The 24311-nt window shown below is 63.5% G+C and carries 19 protein-coding genes; 8 read left to right on the forward strand and 11 right to left on the reverse strand.

Annotated features, from left to right (window positions below; all coding sequences use genetic code 11):
- Nucleotides 1–247 precede the first annotated feature (247 nt).
- On the forward strand, nt 248–1825 hold the full coding sequence (locus AKG11_RS21635) for an ABC transporter permease (protein ID WP_088016500.1): 1578 nt from the start codon (nt 248–250) through the stop codon (nt 1823–1825).
- 246 nt (nt 1826–2071) lie between these two features.
- Here the strand turns inward: AKG11_RS21635 and AKG11_RS21640 are convergent, their stop codons facing one another.
- Complete coding sequence (locus tag AKG11_RS21640) at nt 2072–4024, reverse strand: acetoacetate--CoA ligase (RefSeq protein WP_050745428.1); 1953 nt, start codon at nt 4022–4024, stop codon at nt 2072–2074.
- A gap of 182 nt (nt 4025–4206) precedes the next feature.
- On the opposite strand from AKG11_RS21640, the gene AKG11_RS21645 reads away from it, so the two are divergent.
- The gene (locus AKG11_RS21645) at nt 4207–6048 is read left to right on the forward strand and encodes an AsmA family protein (protein WP_050745429.1); all 1842 of its coding nucleotides are present in this window, start codon (nt 4207–4209) and stop codon (nt 6046–6048) included.
- Nucleotides 6049–6065: 17 nt separating this feature from the next.
- Here AKG11_RS21645 and AKG11_RS21650 read toward each other — a convergent pair whose 3' ends face one another.
- The 5 genes from AKG11_RS21650 to AKG11_RS21670 form a co-directional block, all read right to left on the reverse strand.
- Nucleotides 6066–6884 carry an ABC transporter permease subunit gene (locus tag AKG11_RS21650; protein WP_024270957.1) on the reverse strand — a complete coding sequence of 273 codons (819 nt, stop codon included), beginning with the start codon at nt 6882–6884 and terminating at the stop codon, nt 6066–6068.
- A gap of 4 nt (nt 6885–6888) precedes the next feature.
- On the reverse strand, nt 6889–7800 hold the full coding sequence (locus AKG11_RS21655) for an ABC transporter permease subunit (RefSeq protein WP_024270956.1): 912 nt from the start codon (nt 7798–7800) through the stop codon (nt 6889–6891).
- Between the two features lie 4 nt (nt 7801–7804).
- Nucleotides 7805–8947, reverse strand: a complete 1143-nt coding sequence (locus tag AKG11_RS21660) for an ABC transporter ATP-binding protein (protein ID WP_024270955.1) — start codon at nt 8945–8947, stop codon at nt 7805–7807.
- 81 nt (nt 8948–9028) lie between these two features.
- Entirely contained in the window at nt 9029–10138 is a 1110-nt protein-coding gene (locus AKG11_RS21665; protein WP_197032927.1) for a polyamine ABC transporter substrate-binding protein, read from the reverse strand.
- Between the two features lie 169 nt (nt 10139–10307).
- On the reverse strand, nt 10308–11723 hold the full coding sequence (locus tag AKG11_RS21670) for a helix-turn-helix domain-containing protein (protein ID WP_024270953.1): 1416 nt from the start codon (nt 11721–11723) through the stop codon (nt 10308–10310).
- A gap of 219 nt (nt 11724–11942) precedes the next feature.
- Between AKG11_RS21670 and aceA the strand changes: the two genes are divergently transcribed.
- Both aceA and AKG11_RS21680 read left to right on the forward strand, forming a co-directional pair.
- Nucleotides 11943–13232, forward strand: a complete 1290-nt coding sequence (gene aceA, locus AKG11_RS21675) for an isocitrate lyase (protein ID WP_023516666.1) — start codon at nt 11943–11945, stop codon at nt 13230–13232.
- A 97-nt stretch (nt 13233–13329) separates the two neighbouring features.
- Nucleotides 13330–13569: an SMc00767 family acetate metabolism repressor gene (locus AKG11_RS21680; RefSeq protein WP_023516665.1), complete on the forward strand. Its 240-nt coding sequence runs from the start codon at nt 13330–13332 to the stop codon at nt 13567–13569.
- Between the two features lie 72 nt (nt 13570–13641).
- Here the strand turns inward: AKG11_RS21680 and AKG11_RS21685 are convergent, their stop codons facing one another.
- The 5 genes from AKG11_RS21685 to AKG11_RS21705 all read right to left on the reverse strand — a co-directional run bounded on the left by AKG11_RS21685 (nt 13642) and on the right by AKG11_RS21705 (nt 19008).
- Nucleotides 13642–14028 carry a VOC family protein gene (locus AKG11_RS21685; protein ID WP_023516664.1) on the reverse strand — a complete coding sequence of 129 codons (387 nt, stop codon included), beginning with the start codon at nt 14026–14028 and terminating at the stop codon, nt 13642–13644.
- Between the two features lie 24 nt (nt 14029–14052).
- Nucleotides 14053–14667 carry an RNA polymerase sigma factor gene (locus tag AKG11_RS21690; protein WP_050745430.1) on the reverse strand — a complete coding sequence of 205 codons (615 nt, stop codon included), beginning with the start codon at nt 14665–14667 and terminating at the stop codon, nt 14053–14055.
- A gap of 97 nt (nt 14668–14764) precedes the next feature.
- The gene (locus AKG11_RS21695) at nt 14765–17287 is read right to left on the reverse strand and encodes a methyl-accepting chemotaxis protein (protein WP_024270951.1); all 2523 of its coding nucleotides are present in this window, start codon (nt 17285–17287) and stop codon (nt 14765–14767) included.
- A 239-nt stretch (nt 17288–17526) separates the two neighbouring features.
- Nucleotides 17527–17730: a hypothetical protein gene (locus tag AKG11_RS21700; RefSeq protein WP_050745431.1), complete on the reverse strand. Its 204-nt coding sequence runs from the start codon at nt 17728–17730 to the stop codon at nt 17527–17529.
- Between the two features lie 96 nt (nt 17731–17826).
- A complete protein-coding gene (locus AKG11_RS21705) occupies nt 17827–19008 on the reverse strand; it encodes a BaiN/RdsA family NAD(P)/FAD-dependent oxidoreductase (RefSeq protein WP_050745432.1) in 1182 nt (393 codons plus the stop codon).
- A gap of 169 nt (nt 19009–19177) precedes the next feature.
- On the opposite strand from AKG11_RS21705, the gene AKG11_RS21710 reads away from it, so the two are divergent.
- The 4 genes from AKG11_RS21710 (at nt 19178) to pgl (ending at nt 24275) form a co-directional block, all read left to right on the forward strand.
- Nucleotides 19178–20617 carry a glutamine synthetase family protein gene (locus tag AKG11_RS21710; RefSeq protein WP_050745433.1) on the forward strand — a complete coding sequence of 480 codons (1440 nt, stop codon included), beginning with the start codon at nt 19178–19180 and terminating at the stop codon, nt 20615–20617.
- A gap of 97 nt (nt 20618–20714) precedes the next feature.
- On the forward strand, nt 20715–21998 hold the full coding sequence (locus tag AKG11_RS21715) for an NAD(P)/FAD-dependent oxidoreductase (protein WP_050745434.1): 1284 nt from the start codon (nt 20715–20717) through the stop codon (nt 21996–21998).
- Between the two features lie 96 nt (nt 21999–22094).
- On the forward strand, nt 22095–23567 hold the full coding sequence (gene zwf, locus AKG11_RS21720) for a glucose-6-phosphate dehydrogenase (protein ID WP_023511849.1): 1473 nt from the start codon (nt 22095–22097) through the stop codon (nt 23565–23567).
- 9 nt (nt 23568–23576) lie between these two features.
- Nucleotides 23577–24275, forward strand: a complete 699-nt coding sequence (pgl, locus tag AKG11_RS21725; protein WP_050745435.1) for a 6-phosphogluconolactonase — start codon at nt 23577–23579, stop codon at nt 24273–24275.
- Nucleotides 24276–24311 lie beyond the last annotated feature (36 nt).

Below are 24311 nucleotides of genomic sequence, written 5' to 3' on the forward strand. Positions count from 1 at the left end.
GAGGGCAAGGCGCAATGACGACCCCCTCGCCCGGCTCCCGCCGCCTCGTCCGCGAGGTTTCCGCGTGACGCGGGGTGATGGGAAACCGTTCGTGGCGCCTGCCTGCCGAAGGACCCCTTTTCCCGAGGTGAACGCCTTGCAGGTATCTTCCGAAAGCGTACCCAGGCCGGTGCTCGGCCGCAGGACCGGTGCGCGGCGCCATCCGTTCTTGTCGGCCTCCGCCATACTGGCAGCCGCCATCGTGCTGATGCCGGCGATCGCCATCGTCGTCATCGCCGCGACCGGCGGCACCGACAACTGGCCCCATCTTCTCAGCAATGTGATCCCGCGCGCGACGTTGCGCACGCTGATCCTTCTTGCCGGCGTCGGCACGATCACGGCGATCGTTGGTGTCGTCACGGCCTGGCTGGTGGCGAGCTGCGAGTTTCCCGGGCGGCGCCTGCTCTCCGGCCTGCTCGTGCTGCCGCTCGCCATTCCCGCCTATCTCGGCGCCTATGCCTTTGCCGAATTCTTCTCCTTCACCGGTCCGGTACAGACGGCCTATCGCGCACTGTTCGGCTTTCAGACGAGCCGCGACTACTGGTTTCCGGAGGTGCGCACCACGGGCGGGGCGATGCTGGTGCTGTCCAGCGTGCTCTATCCCTATATCTACCTTTCCGCCCGCTCGATGTTCCTGATGCAGGGCCGGGCGGCGGCCGACGTGGCGCGCACGCTCGGCGCGGGGCCACTCAAGGTGTTTGCGAAGATCCAGATTCCCATGGCGCGGCCGGCGATCATGGTCGGGTTGACGCTGGTTGCCATGGAGACGCTGAACGATATCGGCGCAGTGGAATATCTCGGCGTGCAGACGCTCACCTTCTCGATCTTCGACACCTGGCTCAACCGTGGCAGCCTTGCCGGGGCGGCGCAGATCGCCTGCATCATGCTGGTCTTCGTCATCTGCCTGATGATGGTGGAGCGCGCCGCGCGCCGCCGGCAGCGCTTTTCCAGCCAGAAGACGACGGCGGCCGTACACGATTCCGTGCGCCTGAAGCTTGCCGGCTGGACGAAATGGGCGGCCAGCCTCGCATGCCTTCTACCGCCACTCATCGGCTTTGCCATTCCCGTCTTCGTGCTCGGCGGATATGCGGCGCGCCGGCTGGAGCAGTTCGCCTCCACACGCCTTCTTTCCGCGCTCTGGCACAGCGTCCTTGTTTCGGGCTCGACGGCCCTTGTCGCGGTTCTGCTCGCCTTTCTGCTCGCCTATGCCGCGCGCACCACCCGCTCGCGCCTGAATGCCGCCGCCGGACGCTTCGCCTCCTTCGGCTATGGCGTGCCGGGCACGGTGCTGGCCATGGGCGTGCTGATCCCGCTTGCCAATTTCGACAATGCCGTCGACGCGTTCCTGCGCGCACAGTTCGGCATATCGACCGGCCTTTTGCTCTCCGGCACCGGCTTTGCCATCATCTATGCCTGCACGGTGCGCTTTCTCACCATGGCGGAAGGCACGATCGACGCGGGCTTCCACAAGCTCTCCCCGCATCTCGACATGGCGGCGCGCACGCTGGGGCGCACCAGCAGCCAGACCCTCTGGAGCGTGCTCCTGCCCATGATGCGCCCGGCAACGCTGACCGCAGCGCTGCTCGTCTTCATCGAGACCATGAAGGAACTGTCGGCGACGATCATGCTGCGCCCGTTCAACTTCAACACGCTGGCGACGCTGGTCTACGAGGACGCCTCGCGGGCGAAGGTGGAGGATGCCGGCGTGCCCGCCATCATCATCGTCGCGGTCGGGCTCATTCCCGTCTTCCTCGTCTCGCGATCGCTCGACCGGAAGGGTGGATAAAAAATAGGGCGGCATAAGCCGCCCCGATAGTTGAATGCTGTCCAACAAAAGCGTGGTGAACGGCTTCATGCCATCGGGGTCGGGTGCGACCGGAACGCCCGTCATCGGGCGCGCTCAAGTTGGCACGACCTTGCGCCATTCCGGCTTAACAAATCCTTACCTGACCAGTTCCGGCACAAACCTTTCGTTCACAACTTCGAAAACTTGGTTAATGCCGAAGGCCGAAATCGTTAACGCGCAAGACGCTTACGATTTCAGTGCCTCCAGATTGGCGAAGAGCTCCAGCGCCTCCGGATTGGCAAGCGCTTCCTTGTTCTTGACCGGCCTGCCGTGCACCACCTCGCGCACAGCAAGCTCGACGATCTTGCCCGACTTGGTGCGCGGAATGTCCGCGACCTCGATGATCTTCGCCGGCACGTGGCGCGGCGAGGCACCGGTGCGTATCTTCGTGCGGATCGTCTTTTCCAACGCCTCGTCCAGCACCTTGCCCGGGGCGAGGCGTACGAAAAGCACGACGCGCACGTCATCGTCCCAGTCCTGGCCGATGCAGAGGGCTTCGACGACGTCTTCCAGCTGTTCGACCTGGTTGTAGATCTCCGCCGTGCCGATGCGCACGCCGCCGGGGTTCAGCGTCGCATCGGAGCGCCCGTGAATGACGATGCCGTCATGGCTGGTCCATTCGGCAAAGTCGCCATGGCACCAGATATTGTCGAAGCGCTCGAAATAGGCGGCACGATATTTTGCGCCGTCCGGATCGTTCCAGAACATGACGGGCATGGAGGGGAAGGCCTTGGTGCAGACCAGCTCGCCCTTTTCGCCGCGCACCGGATGGCCGTCCTCGTCCCAGACATCCATGGCAAGGCCGAGGCCCGGCCCCTGGATCTCGCCGCGCCAGACGGGCCGCAGCGGAACGCCGAGCACGAAGCAGGAAACGATATCCGTGCCGCCGGAAATGGAGGCGAGCTGCACGTCGGGCTTGATGCCCTCGTAGACGAAGGAGAAACCTTCGGGCGAGAGCGGCGAACCGGTGGAGGTCAGCAGGCGCAGGCTCGAAAGGTCATGCGTCGTGCGCGGCGTGAAACCGCCCTTGCGCACCGCGTCGATGTATTTGGCAGAGGTGCCGAAGACGGCGAATTTTTCGTCCCGGGCATAGTCGAACAGCACATTGCCGTCCGGATGGAAGGGCGAGCCGTCGAACAGGCAGAGCGTGGCGCCGACTGCAAGGCCGGAGACCAGCCAGTTCCACATCATCCAGCCGCAGGTGGTGAAATAGAACAGCCGCTCGCCGGCGACGAGGCCGCAATGCAGGCGGTGCTCCTTGAGATGCTGCAGCAGCGTGCCCCCGGCCGAATGCACGATGCATTTCGGCACGCCCGTGGTGCCCGACGAGAACAGGATGTAGAGCGGGTGGCGGAACGGCAGCTGCGCGAAGACGAGCGGCTTTGCCTCATAGGGTGCCATCAACGCATCGAGCGTGCGGCCGTCCGGCAGGGCGCCTGCAAGCGCCTCGGCGTCGCCGGCATAGTGCACCACCACGACGGGGGCGCCAAGCTTCCCGGCCACGGCCTTCACCTTGGCGGAGACGTCCTGCAGCTTGCCGGCATACCAGTAGGCATCGCAGGCAATAAACAGTTTCGGCTCGATCTGGCCGAAACGGTCGAGCACACCCTGCTCGCCGAAATCGGGAGAACAGGAGGACCAGATGGCGCCGAGCGAAGCGGCGGCCAGCATGCAGGCTATCGTCTCCGGCATGTTCGGCATCATGGCGGCAACGCGGTCGCCTTCACCGATACCCATTGCAGCAAAAGCCTGCTGGAGCTTCGACACCCGGGCGCGAAGCGCATCCCACGACCAGCGATAGGACACCTTGTCCTCGCCGCGGAAGACGATGGCATCATCCAGGCCACTCGCCTTCAGGAGATTTTCCGCAAAGTTCAGCCGGCCCTCGGGGAAGAAGCGGGCCTCCAGCATGCGCTCGCCGTTTTCCAGCGCGACACCGCCCTTTTCGCCAAGGACGGCGCCGTCATCCCAGATCGCGGTCCAGAACGCCGCACGGTCCTCCACCGACCAGGCGTGCAGATCGTCGTAGGATTTCAGGTCGCGCCCGGCGATATGGCTGCCGGCCTTCATGAACAGGGCCATCGGGCTCTTTGCCAGGATGTCCGCCGAAGGTTTCCACAAGGGCATTTCTGACGTCATGCTTTCCTCCACTCCATGGCTTTCGTATAGCATGTTGCGCCGCAGTATAAAGTGGCGAACGCCGGTTCACGCCGTTGCCGGACGCAATTCCGCCATGGCGCCATTTGATTTCTTCGCCCCAAGCGCCTATCCCCGTTCGCTTGAAATGATGTGAACGCTGCCGGCAAAGGACCTGCATCCGAATGACCCTTTCCCGTTTCATCCAGTCGCGGCATTTCGTGCGGGGAATTCTTGTCGTTCTGGTGCTGTTTGCCGCGGTGCGCATCGGCTTTCCCTTCCTCGTCCAGACCGACACGGTCGGCAGGGAGATCGAACGGACGCTCGAAGCCTGGACGGGCGCCGATGTGGATATCGGAAACGAAGCGGAGTTCGCGTTCTGGCCCTATCCGCGTGTGACGCTCGGCAATGTGCGGATCACCGCCGCGGCCGACAGGAGCGAGCTTGCGCATGTCGACGCCATCTCGGCGAGCTTCGACCTCTTCGGCGCAGTGCGCGGCAAACCGGTCTTCAGCGATTTCGATCTGATCCGGCCGACGATCCATGTCGGCTGGGATGCCGAGGGGGTATTCAACTGGCGCCACAGCGGCTGGCTGATGCAGGCGATCGACGCGACCAAATCAGCGCCGGAGGGGCAAGCGATACCGGAGCTGCCGGAGGAGCGTATCGGCACGATCAACGTGGTCGACGGCGTCATCGAGGTCGCGCAGGACGACGGGGCAGCGCCTTTCCGCATGTCGGATATCAACGGCAACATCGACTGGCCAGCCCTCAGGCGGCCGCTCGACCTCACGCTCTCCGGCATCGTCAACGGCGAGATGAGCCGCTGGACCTTCGGCTGCGACCAGCCGCTCGCCCTGCTCGCAGGCCTCAATGCCAATGTCCGCACCAACCTTTCCGCCGATCCGACGACGATGACCTTCGAGGGCATCGCCAATCTTTCGACCAACGCCTTCATCGCCGGCAACATGACGCTGTCGACGCCGTCGCTCGGGCACCTGCTTGCCTGGCAGGGCAAGGAAATCCCCTCCGTCGGCAATCTCGGCCATATCAATGCCGAGGCGAAGGTGACGACGGCAGGCTACACGGCCAAGCTGGAAAATCTGAAGCTCACCCTCGACAATGCGCAGGCGACCGGCGTGCTCGACGTCAACATGCCGCCGGACGGCCTGCCGCAGGTGGGCGGCACGCTGGCCTTCGACCGGATCGACCTGCGCGCCTTCCTGACCGCCCTCTCGCCGCTTCCCGGCGCCGACCAGACCACGACCGGTATCGACACCGCCTTCATCCATCAATTCGGCATGGACCTGCGGCTTTCCGCCAAAAGCGCGGACTTCGCGCCCTTCTCCCTGCAGGACCTTGCTGCCGGCATGCGCATCGAAAATGGCCGTGCCTCCTTCGATGTCGGCGATAGCCAGTTCATGGACGGGCGCATGACCGGGCGCATCGCGCTCACCGAACAGGGCTTTCGCGGCGGCGGGCGCCTGCAGATGTCGCTGAGCAACGTCGATATCGGTGCGATCGTCAACACGCTCGCCCTGCCCGGGCCGCTGCCTTCCGGACGAGGATCTGCGGATTTCGAACTGTCGACGGATCGGCCGCTCTGGGCGACGACGGCTTCGGACATGTCCGGCCAGTTCCGGCTGGCCATGGGACCGGGCACGCTCACCCATTTCAACCGTCAGGCCTTCGAGGAACGGGCGGCGAAAAACGCGTTCTTCAATTTCTCGGAAGCTTCGGAGGGATCGTTTGATTTCGTGCGGGCCGATGTGGAGGCCAAGCTGGACCGGGGCCTTGCCGAACTGACCAAGGCACAGATCGAAGGCAACGAGAAGCTGCTGACTCTGTCCGGCATGATCCCCTATCGCAGCGGCAGCGTAGCGCTGGCCGGCACGCTCGCCGACCGGCCCCAGGCGGATGCCGCCGTCGTCGTCACGCCGGCGATCAGCTTCTTCGTCGGCGGTTCCTGGCCGGAGCCGGTGATCTCGCCGATCTCCATCCTGACGGGGCAGCAACCCCGCCAGTAGGCTTCCTGAGGCAAGCCTCAGCGGCCGGCGAAGGCCGCCTGTTCGTCGCGCAGGCGCTGCACCTCGCGCCGCTTCGTCATGATCGACGCGATGACGACACCGATGGCGACAAGGCCGATGAGCAGCGTACACGCCGCGTTGATTTCCGGCGTCACGCCGAGGCGTACCTGGCTGTAGATCTTCATCGGCAAGGTCGTCGCCCCCGGACCGGAGGTGAAGCTGGAAATGACGAGGTCGTCGAGCGACAACGTGAGGGCCAGCATCCAGCCGGACAACACGGCAGGCGCAATGATCGGCAACGTCACCTCGAGGAAGGTTTTCACAGGAGTGGCGCCAAGATCCATCGCCGCCTCCTCGACCGAACGATCGAAGGAGAGCAGGCGCGACTGGACCACGACGGTGACGAAGCACATCGAGAAGGTGATGTGCGCCAGCGTCACCGTGACGAAGCCGCGATCGAAGCCGATGGCAACGAAAAGCAGGAGCAGCGAGAGGCCGGTGATGACCTCGGGCATGACGAGCGGTGCGTAGACCATGCCGGAGAACAGCAGCCGGCCGCGGAAGCGCGTATAGCGCGTCAGCGCCAGCGCTGCCATGGTGCCGAGAGCGGTCGCGACGGTCGCCGAGAGCAACGCCACGCGAATCGTCACCCAGGCGGCATCCATCAGGCCCTGGTTGTTGAAGAGCGAGACGTACCACTTCGTCGAAAAACCGGCCCAGACGGTGACAAGCTTCGATTCGTTGAACGAGAAGACGACCAGAAGCACGATCGGCAGATAGAGGAAGGAAAAGCCGAGAACGACCGAGGCGATGTTGAAACGGGACCAGGTGTTCATGGGCTTACCTCCCCTGCTCTTCGGCTTTCGCCTGCGCATTCTGGAAGAACACGATCGGCACGACCAGGATCAGCAACAGGATGGTGGCGACGGCGGCCGAGACCGGCCAGTCGCGGTTGGCGTTGAACTCGTTCCACAGCGTCTTGCCGATCATCAGCGTCTGCGATCCGCCGAGCAGATCCGGAATGACGAATTCGCCGACGGCCGGAATGAAGACGAGCATGCACCCAGCCACAACACCCGGAATGGAGAGCGGGAAGGTTATCTTCCAGAAGGCCGACATCTGCGGGCAGCCAAGATCCTGCGCCGCCTCGATCAACGTGTTGTCCATCTTCTCCAGCGCCGAATAGAGCGGCAGCACCATGAACGGCAGGTAGGAATAGACGATGCCGATATAGATCGCCCAGTTGGTGCCGATGATGATCAGCGGCTCGTCGATGATACCGGTGCCCATCAGAAACTGGTTGAGCAGGCCTTCCGGCTTCAGGATGGCGATCCAGGCATAGACGCGGATCAGGAAGCTCGTCCAGAACGGCAGGATGACGAGCATCAGCAGCGTGGGCCTGAGCGTGCGCGGCGCCTGCGCCATGCCATAGGCGATCGGATAGCCGATCAGAAGCGTGATGAAAGTGGAAACGCCGGCGATCCAGAGGCTCGACAGATAGGCGTTCAGATAGAGCGCATCCTCCGTCAGCCAGACGTAGTTGTCGAAGCTGAACTGTCCGATCTTCGCAAGGATGCCGGAAAGCCCGTCCGCCAGCGCAAAAGCCGGCTCATAGGGCGGCTGTGCGATCGCGGTGGTCGACAGCGAGATGCGGAAGACGATGAAGAAGGGAATGAGGAAGAAGAACAGCAGCCAGGCATAGGGAATGAGGATGACAAGGCGGCTGAAGATTGCGGAGCCGAGCTTGGTCATCAGGTCAATCCTTCAGCACGACGCCGGCCGTTTCGCCGAAGGAGACCCAGACCTTCTCGTCATAGGCGATCGGATCCTCAACTTCGCGCTGGGCATTCAGCATGGAGGCCTTCACGACCTTGCCGCTGTCGAGCTTGACGTAGAAGACGGTCATGTCGCCGAGATAGCCGATATCCCAGATCTCGCCCGGGGCCGCATTGACGGAAGCGTCGGCAGGGGCGGCCCGCGTCACCTTCATCTTTTCCGGCCGGATGGCAAAGCCAGCGGCAGCGCCCGGCGCAGGGCCGTTTCCCGTCACCGTGCGGATGGTGAAACCCTCGTTGACAGCAAGCTCGATCTTGCCGTTGCCATTGGCCGAAACCTTGCCATCCAGGATGTTCACGTCACCGATGAAGTCGGCGACGAAGCGGGAGTTCGGGGCTTCGTAGATTTCCGCCGGTGTCGCCACCTGGATGACCTTGCCGTGGCTCATGACGGCGATGCGGTCGGCCATGGTCATCGCCTCCTCCTGGTCGTGCGTGACGACCACGAAGGTGAGACCGAGCTCCTGCTGCAGGTCCATCAGTTCGAACTGCGTTTCCTCGCGCAGCTTCTTGTCGAGCGCGCCAAGCGGCTCGTCGAGCAGCAGCACCTTGGGGCGCTTGGCGAGCGAGCGGGCGAGCGCCACGCGCTGGCGCTGGCCGCCGGAAAGCTGGTGCGGCTTGCGCTTGGCAAATTTCTCGAGCTTCACCAGCTTCAGCATCTGGGCGACGCGCTCGGCGATCTCGTTCTTCGGCATGCCGTCCTGGCGAAGGCCGAAGCCGATATTGCTCTCGACCGTCATGTGCGGGAAGAGCGCATAGGACTGGAACATCATGTTGACCGGCCGCTTGTACGGCGGGATGCTGGCAATGTCCTGGCCATCAAGGATGATTTCACCCGAAGTCGGCCGCTCGAAGCCGGCGAGCATGCGCAAAAGCGTGGACTTGCCGCAGCCGGACGCCCCGAGAAGGGCGAAGAATTCGCGGTGATAGATGTTGAGGGTGAGATCATCGACGGCAGTGAAATCGCCGAACCTCTTCGTGACATTGCGGAACGTGATGAATGGTTTTGCGTCCGGATCCGTCCAAGGTGCGAAGGAACGACGGATATTGCCGAGAGATTTCATTGCCTGTCCCCATCTCTTATTTTCTGGCGGCATAAATGAAATTGCCCGGAAGAGGCTTCCGGGCAATTCGTTCCGGACCGGTTATTGACCGGTCACGATCTTGGTCCAGGTCCGTGTGAACAGGCGCTGCGTCTTTGCGTCCAGCGTCGTGTTGGTGAAGAGCTTGGCCAGCGTCGCATCGTCAGGATAGATCGTCGCGTCTTCCAGGATCTCCTTCGGCATGACGGCCTGTGCCGCTTTGTTGCCGTTGGCATAGTGGATGTAGGTCGAGGCCTTCGCGATCACGTCCGGGCGCATGATGTAGTCGAGGAAGGCATGCGCCTCGTCGACATGCGGTGCATCGTTGGGGATCGCCATCTGGTCGAACCACATCTGCGTGCCTTCCTTCGGGATCGTGTAACCGACCTCGACGCCGTTGCCGGCTTCCTCCGCACGGTCGCGGCCCTGGAAGATATCACCCGACCAGCCGACGGCGATGCAGATGTCGCCATTCGCAAGACCGTTGATGAATTCGGACGAATGGAACTTGCGCACGAAGGGGCGGATCTTCATCAGCGCTTCTTCGGCCTTGGCAATGTCGGCCGGGTCATGGCTATCGGGATTGAGGCCGAGATAGGCAAGCGTGACGGGAATGATGTCGGTCGGCGAATCCAGGAGATTGATACCGCAATCCTTCAGCTTCTCGGCGTTGGCCGGGTCGAAGATCGCGCTCCAGCTGTCGATCGTGTCCGTGCCGAGGGCTTCCTTGATCTTGGCCTTGTTATAGCCGATGCCGATCGTGCCCCACATGTAGTTGATCGAATATTCGTTGCCCGGGTCGAACGGCTGCATGCGGGTGGCGACCATATCCCACATGTTCTTGAGGTTCGGCAGCTTGGACTTGTCGAGCTTCTGGTAGACGCCGGCCGAAATCTGGCGTTGCAGGAAGGTGTTGGTCGGCACCACCACGTCGTAGCCCGTGCCGCCGGCAAGCAGCTTCGTCTCAAGGATCTCGTTCGAGTCATAGACGTCGTAGACGACCTTGATGCCGGTTTCCTTGGTGAAATCGTCGATGATCGAGGAATCGATATAGTCCGACCAGTTGTAGACGTTAACGACTTTTTCCTGCGCGAGCGCACCGCCCGCGCCGAACAGCGCAAGCGTGGCGGCAGTCGCCAAAAGAGTACGTTTTATCATTGATTTTTCTCCCAGTTTTTCTCTCGGACCTATGAGTTCGTATGAAGAACAGTCACCGATTATGGATGTTTTTCAAGAGGCGACAAGCGGCATTCTACTCAAACACAGGGCGAATTTTGATATCACATTGTTCCCATTCCTATCAGATTTGAAGCCCTAACGGCGGCGGAAATCAAGCAAAAAGTCACTGGAAGTCGAAAAGGCTGAGGCCAGCGACCATTTCGTCAAGGCCGAGAGGCCGCGTGACGGGCGGTTCGGCGCGGGCAAGACAGCCCTGCCGCTCGCAGAGCCGGCAGGCCGTTCCGACCGCCACCGCGCCCTCCCGCCGCACCGCTTCGCCGTAGACGGTATCCTCCGCATGGGCGGCATCGCAGCCGATCAACAGCGCGGTCCGGCGCACCCGCTCGGCAAAAACGCCCTGCGGCCCTTCCAGCGTGCGCGAGATGGCGAGGAAGGCGGCACCGTCAGGCATTTCCACCCGGTCGACGAGGATCTGCCCGGGCTGCGAGAAAGCGGAGTGAACGCCGAGCTTGGGACAGCTACCGCCGAAGCGCGCCTGCGGAAAGCCCTGCGCGCCCGCCCGACGAAAGCGGTTGCCGGCATTGTCGATCTCCAGCATGAAGAAAGGCACGCCCGCCCTGCCGGGCCTTTGCAGCATGGTCAGCCGGTTTGCCGCCTGCTCGTAGGAAACCCCGAAGCGCGAGCGCAGCACGTCGATGTCGTAGCGCACGCGCTGGGCCGTCGAATGGAAGGTCTCGTAGGGCATCATCAGCGCGTGGGCAGCGTAGCGCGCCAGCTCGAAACGGGCGATGCGCTTCGCCTCCGCCGTCGAGAAGGCGAGCTGGTCGAGTTCGGCGAAGATCTCGTCCTGAAGGGCGAGCTGCACCGTTTCCATGGCGATCTCGCGCAGCTGGTCGAAGGGCGACAGGCGCTCCGACAGGAAAAGCCGCATGGAATGACGGTCGAAGCGACGGCGCAGGTTCGGCATGGTGTGGACGGGCAGAAGCCGCACGACGACGCCGTGCTCCTTGCGCAGCCAGCCTTTCAGGGCGGCGGCCAGGTCGTCGCCGGGCGCCAGCGCCGCATGAAACCGCTCCGCCGCCTCGTCGATGGCGCCGAAATAGTTAGGGCGCCCCTCCAGCTTGTCGCGCACCTCGTCCATCGGCAGCAGCGCACCCGACAGCGTCGTCGCATGGCCCTCGCGGGCCAGAAGATCGGCAAGGTCGGTGAGACGCGCAGCCTGTTCGCGATAGGCACGGTAGAGCTTCAGGATGCCACTTGCCACGTTCGGCGCCGCTTCGGCGATTTCCACCAGCTCTTGATCGCCGGGCAACTCTCCCGAAAGCAGCGGATCGGCGAAGACCTCGCGCAGCTGGCGCGCATTGCCGGCGCTTTCGCCCTGCAGCTCATCGAGATCCACCTTGTAGACGGAAGCGAGGCGCAAAAGCAGCTGGACCGTCAGCGGCCGCTGGTTGCGCTCGATGAGGTTGAGATAGGACGGCGAGATCGACAACCCCTCGGCCATTGCCGTCTGGGTAAGGCCGAGCGTGTTGCGGATGCGCCGGACTTTCGGGCCGGCAAAGATCTTGTTCTCCGCCATGTGTCAAATCCTTTACACCGATGCCACCGTCGGAAGATTTACAATTTTTACTTTTTTACAGAGCACTTCTGTCAAAGACAAGACATCATTACCCGATTGCATCGCTGATTTTCCGGTTTTCTCTCGCCCTATTGTGCGCTGCGATGTAAATACTGTCACATGAAATCGGGCAACGAAGAAAGCCAAGCCCGATCCTGAGACATCGTACCGGAGGATATTATGACCGATTTTTACAATCTCGTCCCGAGCGCACCGAAGGGCCGGTTCGACGGCATCGAGCGCCCCTATACGGCCGAGACGGTCGAGAAGCTGCGCGGCTCCGTCCAGATCCGCCACACGCTGGCTGAGAACGGTGCGAACCGCCTGTGGAAGCTCATCCACGAGGAAGATTTCGTCAATGCGCTCGGTGCGCTCTCGGGCAACCAGGCCATGCAGATGGTCCGCGCCGGCCTGAAGGCGATCTACCTCTCCGGCTGGCAGGTCGCCGCCGATGCCAATACGGCCTCCGCCATGTACCCCGACCAGTCGCTCTACCCGGCCAATGCCGCACCGGAGCTCGCCAAGCGCATCAACCGCACGCTGCAGCGGGCCGATCAGATCGAGACGGCAGAAGGCAACGGCCTTTCGGTCGACACCTGGTTCGCCCCGATCGTCGCGGATGCGGAAGCCGGCTTCGGCGGCCCGCTCAATGCCTTCGAGATCATGAAGGCCTTCATCGAGGCCGGCGTTGCCGGCGTCCACTTCGAAGACCAGCTCGCCTCTGAAAAGAAGTGCGGCCATCTCGGTGGCAAGGTCCTGATCCCGACGGCAGCCCATATCCGCAACCTCGACGCCGCGCGCCTTGCCGCCGACGTCATGGGCACCTCGACGCTGGTCGTCGCCCGCACCGATGCGGAGGCCGCCAAGCTTCTCACCTCCGATATCGATGAGCGTGACCAGCCCTTCGTCGACAGGGACAAGGGTCGCACGGTCGAAGGCTTCTACCAGGTCAAGAACGGCATCGAGCCGTGCATCGCCCGCGCCATCGCCTATGCGCCGCACTGCGACCTGATCTGGATGGAGACCGGCAAGCCGGACCTAGAACAGGCCCGCAAGTTCGCGGAAGCCGTGCACAAGGCGCATCCGGGCAAGCTGCTCGCCTACAATTGCTCGCCCTCGTTCAACTGGAAGAAGAACCTGGACGACGCGACGATCGCCAAGTTCCAGCGCGAGCTGGGCGCGATGGGCTACAAGTTCCAGTTCATCACGCTCGCCGGCTTCCACCAGCTGAACTACGGCATGTTCGAGCTCGCCCGCGGCTACAAGGACCGCCAGATGGCAGCCTATTCCGAGCTGCAGGAAGCGGAATTCGCCGCCGAGATCAACGGCTACACCGCCACCAAGCACCAGCGCGAAGTCGGCACCGGCTACTTCGACGCCGTCTCGATGGCCATTACCGGCGGCCAGTCCTCGACGACCGCCATGCATGAATCGACCGAGCACGAGCAGTTCCGCCCGGCCGCCGAGTAACCCGACCCGTCAACCTTTCAAGAACCCCAACAGAGCCGCATTCCTGCGACGGCAGGCTTACCGCCTGCCTGCAAATGCTCAAAAGAGGAGAAATGCCATGACAGTCCAGACCCGAGTCAAGGAACGCGCGGAAGAACAGGCCTCCGCCATGACCCCCGACCAGCAGGCCATGATCCGCATGGTCGCCAACGACCTGCACCGCCTCAACCAGTCCGTCATGAAGGCGGTCGAGGCCGGCGTTTCGGTGGAGCTGGTCCGCTCCGCCCGCCATCATGGCGGCGAGGGCAACTGGGGCGACCTCCTGATCCCCGTGATCGTCACGCAGGGTCGCGGCTGACAGGCACCATCCAGTCGAAGCAAGATCCCCGGCGCTCCCTGCGCGCCGGGGATTTTCGTTTGAGGCCGGCCCTTAGGTCAGAGCTCTCGGCACCTCAGCCGACTGATAGAACGACACGATCTGGCCATCCGGATCGCGAAAGTCGGCGAACCAGCCGCCCGGCGCGTGCGAGACCGGCGTGACGATCTCGACGCCGGCCGCGGCCAGCCGCTCGATCACCGTATCGATGCCGCCATCGGCAAGACCGAAGACCACATTGGGCGTGTTGCCGGGTTGCGGATCGCCCTTGAAGACCATGAGATCCACCTCCGTGCCGATCTTCGTCATCAGGAAGGCGCCGGCATCCTCGTCCTCGTGGCGCTCGAATTCGATGCCGAGATACTCCCTGTAGAACCTTCGCGTGCGCTCGATATCGGCGACGTTGAAGATGATGGTGACGCCGTTGAAGTTTATCGTCATGCAAGCCTCCTGTTGTTGCGCCGGCTAGTTGCCGTCACCGTGCGAAACGTGATCGCGCCTCGAAAAGAAAATGGGAATGCCATCAGGATCGCGGATGGCGAAAGCGCGCGGGGCATGCGGCTTGAGGGCCTGCTTCAACGATCGCCGCGCAGGGCCGCCGGCCGAAAGCAGTGCAAACCCGTCCAGTGAAGCCGCCTCGCCACCGAAAGCGTCGAACGCGCTGCGCAGCCCGCTGAGACGCTGGCGGAAGGCCATGTCGCTTACTCCAAGCAGGTGTGTGATCTCGGCACGGCCGAGGCCGAGATTGACGAGAAGCGCCAGAACGCGCTGGGCGGGCGGCAAAGATGCCATGAAGACCGCCGCGAACAGGGGCGCAGGATCGGGCATGTCCTGCGGCGCTTCGAAAGCGGCTTCACGGACCCGTCGCCGCACGGCCGTCCTTGCGGTGAAGCGGGCGTGGTTGCGGATCGCACCCTTTGCCCAGGCCACGAATCCCGGATCCGTGATGCGCCGGCCGGCAGCGAGCGCCGACAGCAGGACGTCCTGCATCAGGTCGTCCGCCTCGTGCGCGACGCGGCTGTGGCGCCGGGCGCATTGCCGCAATGCGGCCAGGATCGTGCGGTGGGTCATGCCGGCCATGGGATCACAGGGCGCAGGGTTGGGCAACCTTGCCGGACGGAAGCAGCGAGGCTTCTGGCGGGCGCGGCTGCACGCCACGCCCGCGGGATGCACACCATCAGGCGGCGCGGTACATCGTCTGCTCGTCCGCCTCCAGGCGGAACTGCTCGACCAGCATCATCAGCGTATCGGCCTCGTTTGCCAGCTTACGGCTCGCCGCGGTGGTGATATCGACCATCGAGGCGTTCTGCTGAGTCATCTGGTCCATCTGGTTGACGGAGCCGTTGACCTCCTGCAGCGCTGCCGCCTGGTCGCGGCTTGCCGTCGCCATCATGTCCACATGCTGGCTGACCGTGACGATCTGCTGGCTGATCGCGGCGAGCACTGCGCCCGTTTCCTGCACGAGATGCGAACCGGCGCTGACCTCGCTCGTCGATTTCTCGATGAGGCCCTTGATCTCGCGCGCAGCACTGGCCGAACGCTGGGCGAGCTCGCGCACCTCCTGTGCGACGACGGCAAAACCCTTGCCGGCTTCGCCCGCACGGGCGGCCTCGATGCCGGCATTGAGGGCAAGTAGGTTGGTCTGGAAGGCGATGTCGTCGATCACCTCGATGATCTGCTCGATCTGGCGCGACGCCCCCTCGATACGGCCCATGGCGGCAATCGCATTGCTGACGACGGCGGCAGAGCTGTCGGCGCTGCGCTTGGTCGTGCCGACGACGATGTTCGCCTCATGCGCCCGCTCGGCGGAGGAGCGTACGGTCGCCGTGATCTGCTCGACGGCGGCGGCGGTTTCCTCCAGCGAGGAGGCCTGGGATTCGGTGCGCTTGGCCAGCGCATCGCCCGACTGCAGCATCTCCGCGCCGCTGCGCTGGATGGACAGCGCATTGTTGCGAATCTGGCCGAGCGTATCCTGAAGGCGCGTCAACGAGACGTTGAAGTCCTGGCGCAACTGCTCCAGACGGCCAGAGAACGGCGTGTCGATCTGGCGCGACAGATCGCCCTGTGCGAGGCGCTCGAGACCGGCGGCCAGCGCGCTGACGGCAAAGTCGATCTCGCGGTCGAAGGCCTGCTTTTCGACATCGTTGCGGGTGCGTTCGGCCTCCGCGGCCTTGCGCTGCTCTTCGCTTTCGGCCTCCACCCGGATCTTCGAAAGGGCGTTCTCCTTGAAGACACCGAGAGCACGGGCCATGTCGCCGATCTCGTCGGCGCGGCCTTCGCCGGAAATACCCGTGTCGAGGAAACCGTCCGCCAGGCGGCGCATGGCGCCGGTGATCTGGCTGATCGGGCCCTTCAGCGTCAGCACGAGGGCGATGCCGGCAAGAACGGCGATCGCAGCACCCGCGACGGTCGCGAGGATCGAAACCTGGTTGGCCTTTTCACGCTCGGTGCCGGCGCTGGTCTTCTGTTCCTCGGCAAACTGGCTGAGGAGATTCCAGATCGTATCGATGGACTGGCCTGCGGCCTCGAAATCGGCGGCGCGCTCGGTGCTGATCTTCACCAGTGCGGCGCTGTCCGCATCGATGCGGTCGAGCACCGGACGCAGCGCGTCGTCAACGGCGTCGAAGAAGGGAAGATCACTCGCGCTGCCGCTGAGTGCCTTTATGTCGATGCGCAGGATAGACAGGTTGCCGAGCAGCTTGATGCGGTTCTGCTCCGACGTCTGGCCGAGGAAGCGCGCGGCGGCGACCTCGATGTCGTCGATCGAAGACACCACTTTGCGCGTGGCCGACAGCACCGCCTCGGACTTGATGATCGGCGCGTCGAGTTCGCTGAAGATGCGGGTTGCTTCACGCATCTTTTCCGATGCGGCGCCCTGGAGCTGGATGGTGACCTGACGGAAGCGGTTCACCCGGCGTGCGATTTCCGGCACGGTGACGCTCGCCGGATCCGACGAGGACAGGAAACCGCCGAGTTCGTCGATCGTGTTGCGGATAGTGATGGAGACGACCTTCTGGTTCTTCGGCAGGATCATCGCGATCGAACGTTCGGTCTTCGAAATGAAGGGATAGCGCTCCTTGATGACCTTCAGCTGGTCCTCCGGCGTTGCGCCGCGGCTGAACTCCGACAGAAGATCACCGAAAAACTTGCTGGCATTGGTCAGGCGCTCGGCCTCGCGCAGCATGCTCTTTGCGGAGTTTTCGTTCTGGCGCACGGTGCGCTGCAGCTTCGTCGCCTCGTCGAGGATCTTCACCTGCTCGCTGGAGAGATAGTTGAGGTTCTTGGCCATGGTCTCGTGCAGGCCGTTCTCGTTGACATAGAGCGACCACAGCCCGTCCATGCGGGCCTCGATATCCTTCGTCTGGGCCTGCGCATCCACCAGCTTGGACTTGTCGGCATCGGGCGCGAGGCCATCCATCGTCGCCTGGAGAACCGCGTCCTGCGCGGTCAGGCGCTGGTGCACGGCGTCGCGGTTTTCTTCGCTGGTGTTCTGCAGGAACCGGTTCATGCCGGCATAGACATCCTTGAAGCCGCTCAGCGACTGGAGGACGCTGTTGGAAATCTCCATGCGGCCCTGCAGCAGGCCGGAGGCATAGAGCCCGGTGAAGCCCACGGCGCAGATGCTGAGCACGAAAGGCAGGATGAAGACCAGGACCTTGGTCTGGATCTTGAAGCGGGCGAGAATCTTATCAATGAACATGGCGGAACATCCGTTGTCGGCGTGCTCCACCCCTGCCTCTTTTTGAGGCCTCCCCAGGATTCGGACGCCGGATTACCGACTTCATGCGGCCGCAATGCCGCGTATCCGGGGGAGCAGTCATTGCCAGCCGTGTCGACATCCGTCATGGGGACGCGGCATCCGGAACCCTATGCGGCGGATGATCGGCGGCAATCTTTAAAATTCCATCACTATTTAAACCGATTTATGACAGGTGCCTGTCAGAACGCGGCAATAGCGAGGGCGATGACAAGGCTCGCGGCAAGCGAGCAATGGATGCCAATCGCAACGAGGCGCCGGCGGCTTTCCTCGGCGGTAGCGGCAATCGCGATGGCACGGGCGGGGCGGCGTCTTGCAGGCATGCGGCGATACTCCGTTACGCGGATACAGACACCCGGATGATCCGGCCAGCCGGCCCACATCATGTTGCCTCCGCCTTCACGAGGGAAGGTCGGAAACGCCGGCATAGCGAGAGCATCCGCCCCGAGGTCTTAAAAGACGGTAAAGACCGTATCGCGAGGTCAGGCGTGCCCGCCCGCGGCATGGCCCGATGCCCAGGCCCACTGGAAATTGTAGCCGCCAAGCCAGCCCGTCACATCCACCGCCTCGCCGACGAAATAGAGCCCCGGCACCGCCTTCGCGACCATGCTGCGGGAATCAAGAAAAGCCGTATCGACACCACCGAGTGTGACCTCCGCGGTCCGGTAGCCTTCCGAACCGGGCGAGCGCAGGCGCCAGTCCCTCAGACGCTGAAGAAGCACATCGATGCGGCGCCCCGGCTGTTCGGCGAGCGGCCCGTCGATGCCAAGCTCGGTGACGAGAAGCTGGGCAAGCTTCTTCGGCATGTGCTCGGCAAGAACGGTCTGCACCGCCTGCCGGCCGTTTTCCCGTCGCGCTGCGGCGATCACCGTCGCAAAATCCACGTCGGGGCAGAGGGTGAGCGCAATCTCCTCCCCTTCCCGCCAATAGGACGAAATCTGCAGGATCGCCGGGCCACTGAGCCCGCGATGGGTGAAGAGCGCCGCCTCGCGGAATTCCGTCTTGCCGTGGCGGGCGACGACATCGACCGCAACGCCCGGCAGGCCTTCATGGGCAGCAAGTGTCGCGGGATCGAGCGTCAGGGGCACGAGGCCGGCGCGGGTTTCGGTAACCGCAAGGCCGAACTGTTCGGCAACGCGGTAGGCAAAACCGGTCGCGCCCATCTTGGGGATCGACTTGCCGCCCGTGGCGATGACCAGCGAGGACGCTTCGACCGTTCCATGCTCTGTCACCACGCGGAAGGATTGACCGTCATGCTCGATGGCGCTGATCGGCGTCGACAGCCTCAACTCCGCACCTGCCGCCTTCATCTCGGCAAGCAGCATGGCGATGATGTCCTTCGCCGAACTGTCGCAGAAGAGCTGGCCCAGCGTCTTTTCGTGCCAGGGGATGCGGTGGCGCTCGACGAGATCGAGGAAATCACGCGGCGTATAGCGGGCAAGCGCCGACTTGCAGAAATGCGGATTGGCAGAGAGGAAGTTCTTCGGTCCCGCATGGATATTGGTGAAGTTGCAGCGTCCGCCGCCGGAGATGCGGATCTTCTCGCCCGGCGCGCGGGCGTGGTCGATGACGAGCGCGCGGCGCCCGCGCCTGCCCGCCTCGATGGCGCACATCATGCCCGCCGCGCCTGCCCCGATGATGACGACGTCCCGCCGTTCTGCCACGTGTGCGATCCTTGTTTGCCTCTCCTTTCCGCCATCGCGACCGAAAGTCAATCGGGACGGGAAAAACAGATTTTCTTGAAGAATTCGCGTTTTCTACCCCCCGGGGGGAGCTAGCCAAGCAATAAACTCCGTCTATGATGGCATCATCGTCAACCAAACCCGGTGTCTCATGCCGTCCAAAAAGAAAGTCGTTATCCCTACAATCGAAAAAGCTGCACGCTCTACCAAAATCCCTCCCGCCATCAGCGTGCCGCGCGGGGTAAAGACCTGGAAGGACGCCGAAGACTGGCTTCGCGCCCGCGGCATCGAAGACATCGAATGCATCACGCCCGACCTCGCGGGGGTTCCGCGCGGCAAGATGATGCCGTCATCGAAGTTCACCTCGAACACATCGCTCGCCCTGCCCTCCGCCCTTTATCGCCACACGATTTCCGGCGACTATCCGGAGGAAACGGGCAATTTCCGCTATGAACCGCGCGACAGCGACCTGAAACTGCTGCCGGATCTATCGACGTTGTCCGTCGTGCCGTGGGAGAGCGACCCGACCGCCCAGGTCATCTGCGACATCGTCGGCTCGACCGGCGAGAACGTGCCCTATACGCCGCGCAACGTCCTGAAGAACGTCGTGCAGATGTATCGCGACCGTGGCTGGAAGCCGGTCGTTGCGCCGGAGATCGAGTTCTACCTCGTCGCCGTCAACGACGACCCGGACTATCCGCTGCATCCGCCGAAAGGCCGGTCCGGCCGCGCCATCCAGGGTGGCCAGGGCTACTCCATCGCGGGGATCAACGAGTTCGACGAACTGATTGACGACATCTATCACTTCTCCGAACGACAGGGCCTCGAGATCGACACGCTGATCCACGAGGAAGGCCCCGCGCAGCTCGAAATCAACCTGCGCCACGGCGATCCGGTCGAACTTGCCGACCAGGTGTTCCTGTTCAAGCGGACGATCCGCGAGGCGGCGCTGAAACACGGCATCTATGCCACCTTCATGGCCAAGCCCATGCAGGGACAGGCGGGTTCGGCCATGCATATCCACCAGTCTGTGGTGGAGATCGAAACGGGCAAGAACGTCTTCTCCAATCCGGACGGCTCGCCCTCGAAGGAATTCTTCCAGTTCATCGGCGGCATGCAGGCCTATGTGCCGAAGACGCTCGTCATGATGGCGCCCTATGTGAATTCCTACCGGCGCCTGACGCCCGACATGTCGGCACCCGTGAACAATGCCTGGGGTTACGACAACCGCACGACGGCGTTCCGCGTGCCGGTGTCGGATGCCGCCGCACGCCGCGTCGAAAACCGCCTGCCGGGTTCGGATGCCAATCCGTATCTCGCGCTGGCAGCTTCGCTCGGTTGCGGCCTGCTCGGCATCATGAACGAGCTGGAACCGACGGCGCCCACCGAAGACACCGCCAACGAAGGGTCGATCGACCTGCCGCGCGGCCTGCTCGAGGCTGTGTCGCTGCTCGAATCCGACCCGGCGCTGGCCGAGGTGCTGAGTGCGGAGTTCATCGGCCTCTATGCCGGCGTGAAGCGTGGGGAATTCGAGACCTTCATGCAGGTGATCAGCCCCTGGGAACGCGAGTTCCTGCTGCTCAACGTCTGAGCGGCCCCGGCGGTCCGGGCCGCCCGACAAGATCTGAGCCTGAGAGCGGCCGGCGCCCCGGTGCGCCGCCGCACCCTCTTGAACACGAGTGTGTGTAATGCCCTGGCAAAGCCCGATTTCTCCCGGCATCTCCTGGTATGAGGCCAGTGTCGGCGAACGCCCCGAATATGCCCCCCTCGACGGCTCCGTCGATACCGACGTCGCCATTGTCGGCGGCGGCTTCACCGGCCTGCAGGCCGCCTACAATCTCGCGAAGAAGGGCGTGCGCGTCACGCTCATCGAAGCGCATCGCTTCGGCGACGGCGCGTCCGGCCGCAATGGCGGCCAGCTCGGCACCGGCCAGCGCGCCGAGGCGGAAAGCCTGGAAGCCGAGCTCGGCTTCGAGCGCGCCAAGGCATTGTTCGACCTTGCGGAGAACGCGAAGCGCTACATCCACGATTTCGCCGAAAGCCAGACCCTCGATATCGACTATGTGCCCGGCCAGCTCAATGTCAGCCACAAGACAAGCTACGAGAAGGAATTCCGCGACCATATAGAGATCGCCGCGACCCGCTTCGGCTACAAGCACCTGAGCTACATGGACCGGGCGGAGACCGAGGGGCGCGTCGGCTCGAAGCGCTTCTTCTTCGGCCTGCGCGACACGGGCACTGGCCATATCCATCCTATGAAACTCCTCGTCGGCGTCGCCCGCGCAGCCAAGGCAGCCGGCGCCGACCTGCATGAAAAGACCCCTGCCCTGAAGATCGAACGGGCGGGCGGCAAGGCTGTCATCACCACCGCGCGGGGCACGATCCGCGCCGACAAGGCGCTGATCTGCTGCAATGCCTATATCGGCAATCTGGAACCGAAGACGGCCGCGCATGTCATGCCGATCCGTTCCTTCATCGGTGCGACCGTGCCGCTCGACAAGTTCCCGTCGGTCATTCCCGGCGGCGAGGCGATCGCTGACACACGCTTCGTCGTGCGCTATTTCCGCAAGACACGCGACGGCCGCCTGCTTTTCGGCGGACGCGAGGCCTATTCGGAAAACCTCGACGACATGACACCGCCCATCCGCCGGCAGATCGAGGAAGTCTATCCCGAACTGAAGGGTATAGAACTCACCCATGCCTGGGGCGGCTCCGTCGGCATCACCATGCCGCGCAAGCCCTATGTGCGCGAAGTCATGCCCGGCATCACCACGATCGGTGGTTATTCCGGCCATGGCGTCATGCTGTCGAACTATTGTGGCAAACTCTACGCCGAGGGGGTAACCGGCGGCAGCGCGGAACTCGACCAGCTGAAGGCCCTGAAAATCCCGGCCTTCCCCGGTGGTGCCCGGTTCCGCTCGCCGCTTCTGTTCCTCGCCATGACGTGGTACGCGCTACGCGACAAGCTCTGATCGAGTCGAAAGCACCGATTTTGTTGCGTTGCACGCTGGTGTTTTTAAATCGATTAGATTATAACACCCGGCAACAGAACGAGATCGAGATATCCGATGAGCAGCCAGATCATTCCCGTTGAGCCTTTCGACTATGTCGTCTTCGGCGGAACCGGCGATCTTGCGGAACGCAAGCTCCTTCCGGCCCTCTACCACCGGCAGCTCGCCGGCCAGCTTTCCGACCCGACGCGCATCATCGGCGCGTCGCGCACCGCCTATACGGATGCGGAGTACCGCAAGTTCGCCGTGGATGCGCTGAAGGAGCACCTGAAGCCCGGCGAATTCGACGAGGCCGAAGTCAAGACCTTCTGCGACCGGCTGTTCTATGTCGCCGTCGACGCCAAGTCCGACGGCGGCTGGGACAAGCTGAAGGAGCTTCTCGATGAGGGCAAGGAACGCGTGCGGGCCTTCTACCTCGCCGTCGCCCCCGCCATCTTCGGCGACATCTCGGAGAAGATCCGCGACCACAAGCTGATCACCAAGCAGACCCGCATCGTCGTCGAAAAGCCCATCGGACGCGACCTTGCCTCGGCCAACGAGCTGAACAACACGATCGGCAAGGTGTTCCGCGAAGAGCAGATCTTCCGCATCGATCACTATCTCGGCAAGGAAACGGTGCAGAACCTGATGGCGCTGCGCTTTGCCAACGCGCTCTACGAGCCGCTGTGGAACTCCGCCCATATCGACCATGTGCAGATCACCGTTGCGGAGGCCGTCGGCCTTGAAAGCCGCGCCGGCTACTACGACAAGGCCGGTGCGCTGCGCGACATGGTGCAGAACCACATTCTGCAGCTTCTCTGCCTCGTCGCCATGGAAGTGCCCTCCTCCATGGACGCGGAAGCCGTGCGCGACGAGAAGCTTAAAGTCCTGCGCGCCCTCAAGCCGATCGACCAGTACAATGTCGAGCGCCTTACCGTACGCGGCCAGTACCGCGCGGGCGCCTCGGCCGGCGGCCCGGTCAAAGGCTACCTCGAGGAGCTGGAAGGCGGCGTTTCCAACACGGAGACCTTCGTCGGCATCAAGGCCGAGATCGGCAACTGGCGCTGGGCGGGCGTGCCCTTCTACATCCGCACGGGCAAGCGGCTTGCCGCGCGCATGTCGGAAATCGTCATCACCTTCAAGCCGATCCCGCATTCGATCTTCGACCCCTCGGCCGGCCGCATCGAGGCGAACCAGCTGATCATCCGTCTTCAGCCGGACGAAGGCGTCAAGCAGTCGCTGATGATCAAGGACCCCGGCCCGGGCGGCATGCGCCTGCGCAACGTCTCGCTCGACATGAGCTTTGCCGAAGCCTTCGACGCCCGCAATGCCGACGCCTACGAGCGTCTGCTGCTCGACGTCATCAGGAACAACCAGACGCTCTTCATGCGGCGCGACGAAGTGGAAGCCGCATGGCGCTGGATCGACCCGATCCTGAAGGCCTGGGAAGCGACGGGCCAGCAGGCGCAGGGCTACACCGCCGGCACTTGGGGTCCGAGCCAGGCCATCGCCCTCATCGAGCGCGACGGCCGCACCTGGCACGAAACGTAAGGAAGCCCGATGAGCGCGAGACTGCATGAATTCAGGGATGGCGCAGCCTTGGCCGAGGGACTGGCAGACCGGGTTTCCGGCGTGCTGGCCGACGCCGTTGCCAGCCGGGGCCGCGCCAGCATCGCGGTCTCCGGCGGCTCGACGCCAAAAGCCTTCTTCAAGGCACTGTCGAACCGAGACATCGACTGGGGCAAGGTGACGATCACCCTTGTCGACGAGCGTTTCGTTCCCGCGGACAATCCGCGCTCGAACCACCAGCTCGTCGCCGACAACCTGCTCCAGGGCAAGGCGAAGACCGCAGGCTTCCTGCCGCTCTATCGTGACGCCGGCAGTGCGGAGGAAGCCGCGACGATCGTTTCGGGGGACGCCGAGGCTCTTGGCCATCCTTTCGATGTCGCCATTCTCGGCATGGGTACGGACGGCCACACCGCGTCCTTCTTCCCCGGCGGCAGTCGGCTTGCCGAGGCGATCTCGCCGGAAACCCCGCGTGGCGTAATCACCATGGAAGCGGAAGGCGCAGGCGAGACCCGCCTCACCTTCACCTTCGCCAGCCTCCAGGATGCCCGCCTTCTGGTGCTTCATATCGAGGGCCAGGGCAAGAAGGACGTGCTTGCCGCGGCAGAAGCCGACGGACCGGAAAGCGACATGCCGATCCGCGCCATGCTGCGCCGCGCAGCAACGCCGATCGATATCTACTGGGCGCCCTGAAGCACCCTGCCGGGTAATACCGGTTTCACCCGGCGC

Origin of the sequence: Shinella sp. SUS2, assembly GCF_001262505.1 — a bacterium.
In the GTDB taxonomy this organism is placed as follows: Bacteria; Pseudomonadota; Alphaproteobacteria; order Rhizobiales; family Rhizobiaceae; genus Shinella.

What these genes read in the sequence shown, in the direction of transcription:
- AKG11_RS21635 (WP_088016500.1), top strand. Translation starts at nt 248, where the DNA reads ATGCCGGCGATCGCCATCGTCGTCATCGCCGCGACCGGCGGCACCGAC.
- AKG11_RS21640 (WP_050745428.1), bottom strand. Translation starts at nt 4,024, where the DNA reads ATGACGTCAGAAATGCCCTTGTGGAAACCTTCGGCGGACATCCTGGCA.
- AKG11_RS21645 (WP_050745429.1), top strand. Translation starts at nt 4,207, where the DNA reads ATGACCCTTTCCCGTTTCATCCAGTCGCGGCATTTCGTGCGGGGAATT.
- AKG11_RS21650 (WP_024270957.1), bottom strand. Translation starts at nt 6,884, where the DNA reads ATGAACACCTGGTCCCGTTTCAACATCGCCTCGGTCGTTCTCGGCTTT.
- AKG11_RS21655 (WP_024270956.1), bottom strand. Translation starts at nt 7,800, where the DNA reads ATGACCAAGCTCGGCTCCGCAATCTTCAGCCGCCTTGTCATCCTCATT.
- AKG11_RS21660 (WP_024270955.1), bottom strand. Translation starts at nt 8,947, where the DNA reads ATGAAATCTCTCGGCAATATCCGTCGTTCCTTCGCACCTTGGACGGAT.
- AKG11_RS21670 (WP_024270953.1), bottom strand. Translation starts at nt 11,723, where the DNA reads ATGGCGGAGAACAAGATCTTTGCCGGCCCGAAAGTCCGGCGCATCCGC.
- aceA (WP_023516666.1), top strand. Translation starts at nt 11,943, where the DNA reads ATGACCGATTTTTACAATCTCGTCCCGAGCGCACCGAAGGGCCGGTTC.
- AKG11_RS21680 (WP_023516665.1), top strand. Translation starts at nt 13,330, where the DNA reads ATGACAGTCCAGACCCGAGTCAAGGAACGCGCGGAAGAACAGGCCTCC.
- AKG11_RS21685 (WP_023516664.1), bottom strand. Translation starts at nt 14,028, where the DNA reads ATGACGATAAACTTCAACGGCGTCACCATCATCTTCAACGTCGCCGAT.
- AKG11_RS21690 (WP_050745430.1), bottom strand. Translation starts at nt 14,667, where the DNA reads ATGGCCGGCATGACCCACCGCACGATCCTGGCCGCATTGCGGCAATGC.
- AKG11_RS21695 (WP_024270951.1), bottom strand. Translation starts at nt 17,287, where the DNA reads ATGTTCATTGATAAGATTCTCGCCCGCTTCAAGATCCAGACCAAGGTC.
- AKG11_RS21700 (WP_050745431.1), bottom strand. Translation starts at nt 17,730, where the DNA reads ATGATGTGGGCCGGCTGGCCGGATCATCCGGGTGTCTGTATCCGCGTA.
- AKG11_RS21710 (WP_050745433.1), top strand. Translation starts at nt 19,178, where the DNA reads ATGCCGTCCAAAAAGAAAGTCGTTATCCCTACAATCGAAAAAGCTGCA.
- AKG11_RS21715 (WP_050745434.1), top strand. Translation starts at nt 20,715, where the DNA reads ATGCCCTGGCAAAGCCCGATTTCTCCCGGCATCTCCTGGTATGAGGCC.
- zwf (WP_023511849.1), top strand. Translation starts at nt 22,095, where the DNA reads ATGAGCAGCCAGATCATTCCCGTTGAGCCTTTCGACTATGTCGTCTTC.
- pgl (WP_050745435.1), top strand. Translation starts at nt 23,577, where the DNA reads ATGAGCGCGAGACTGCATGAATTCAGGGATGGCGCAGCCTTGGCCGAG.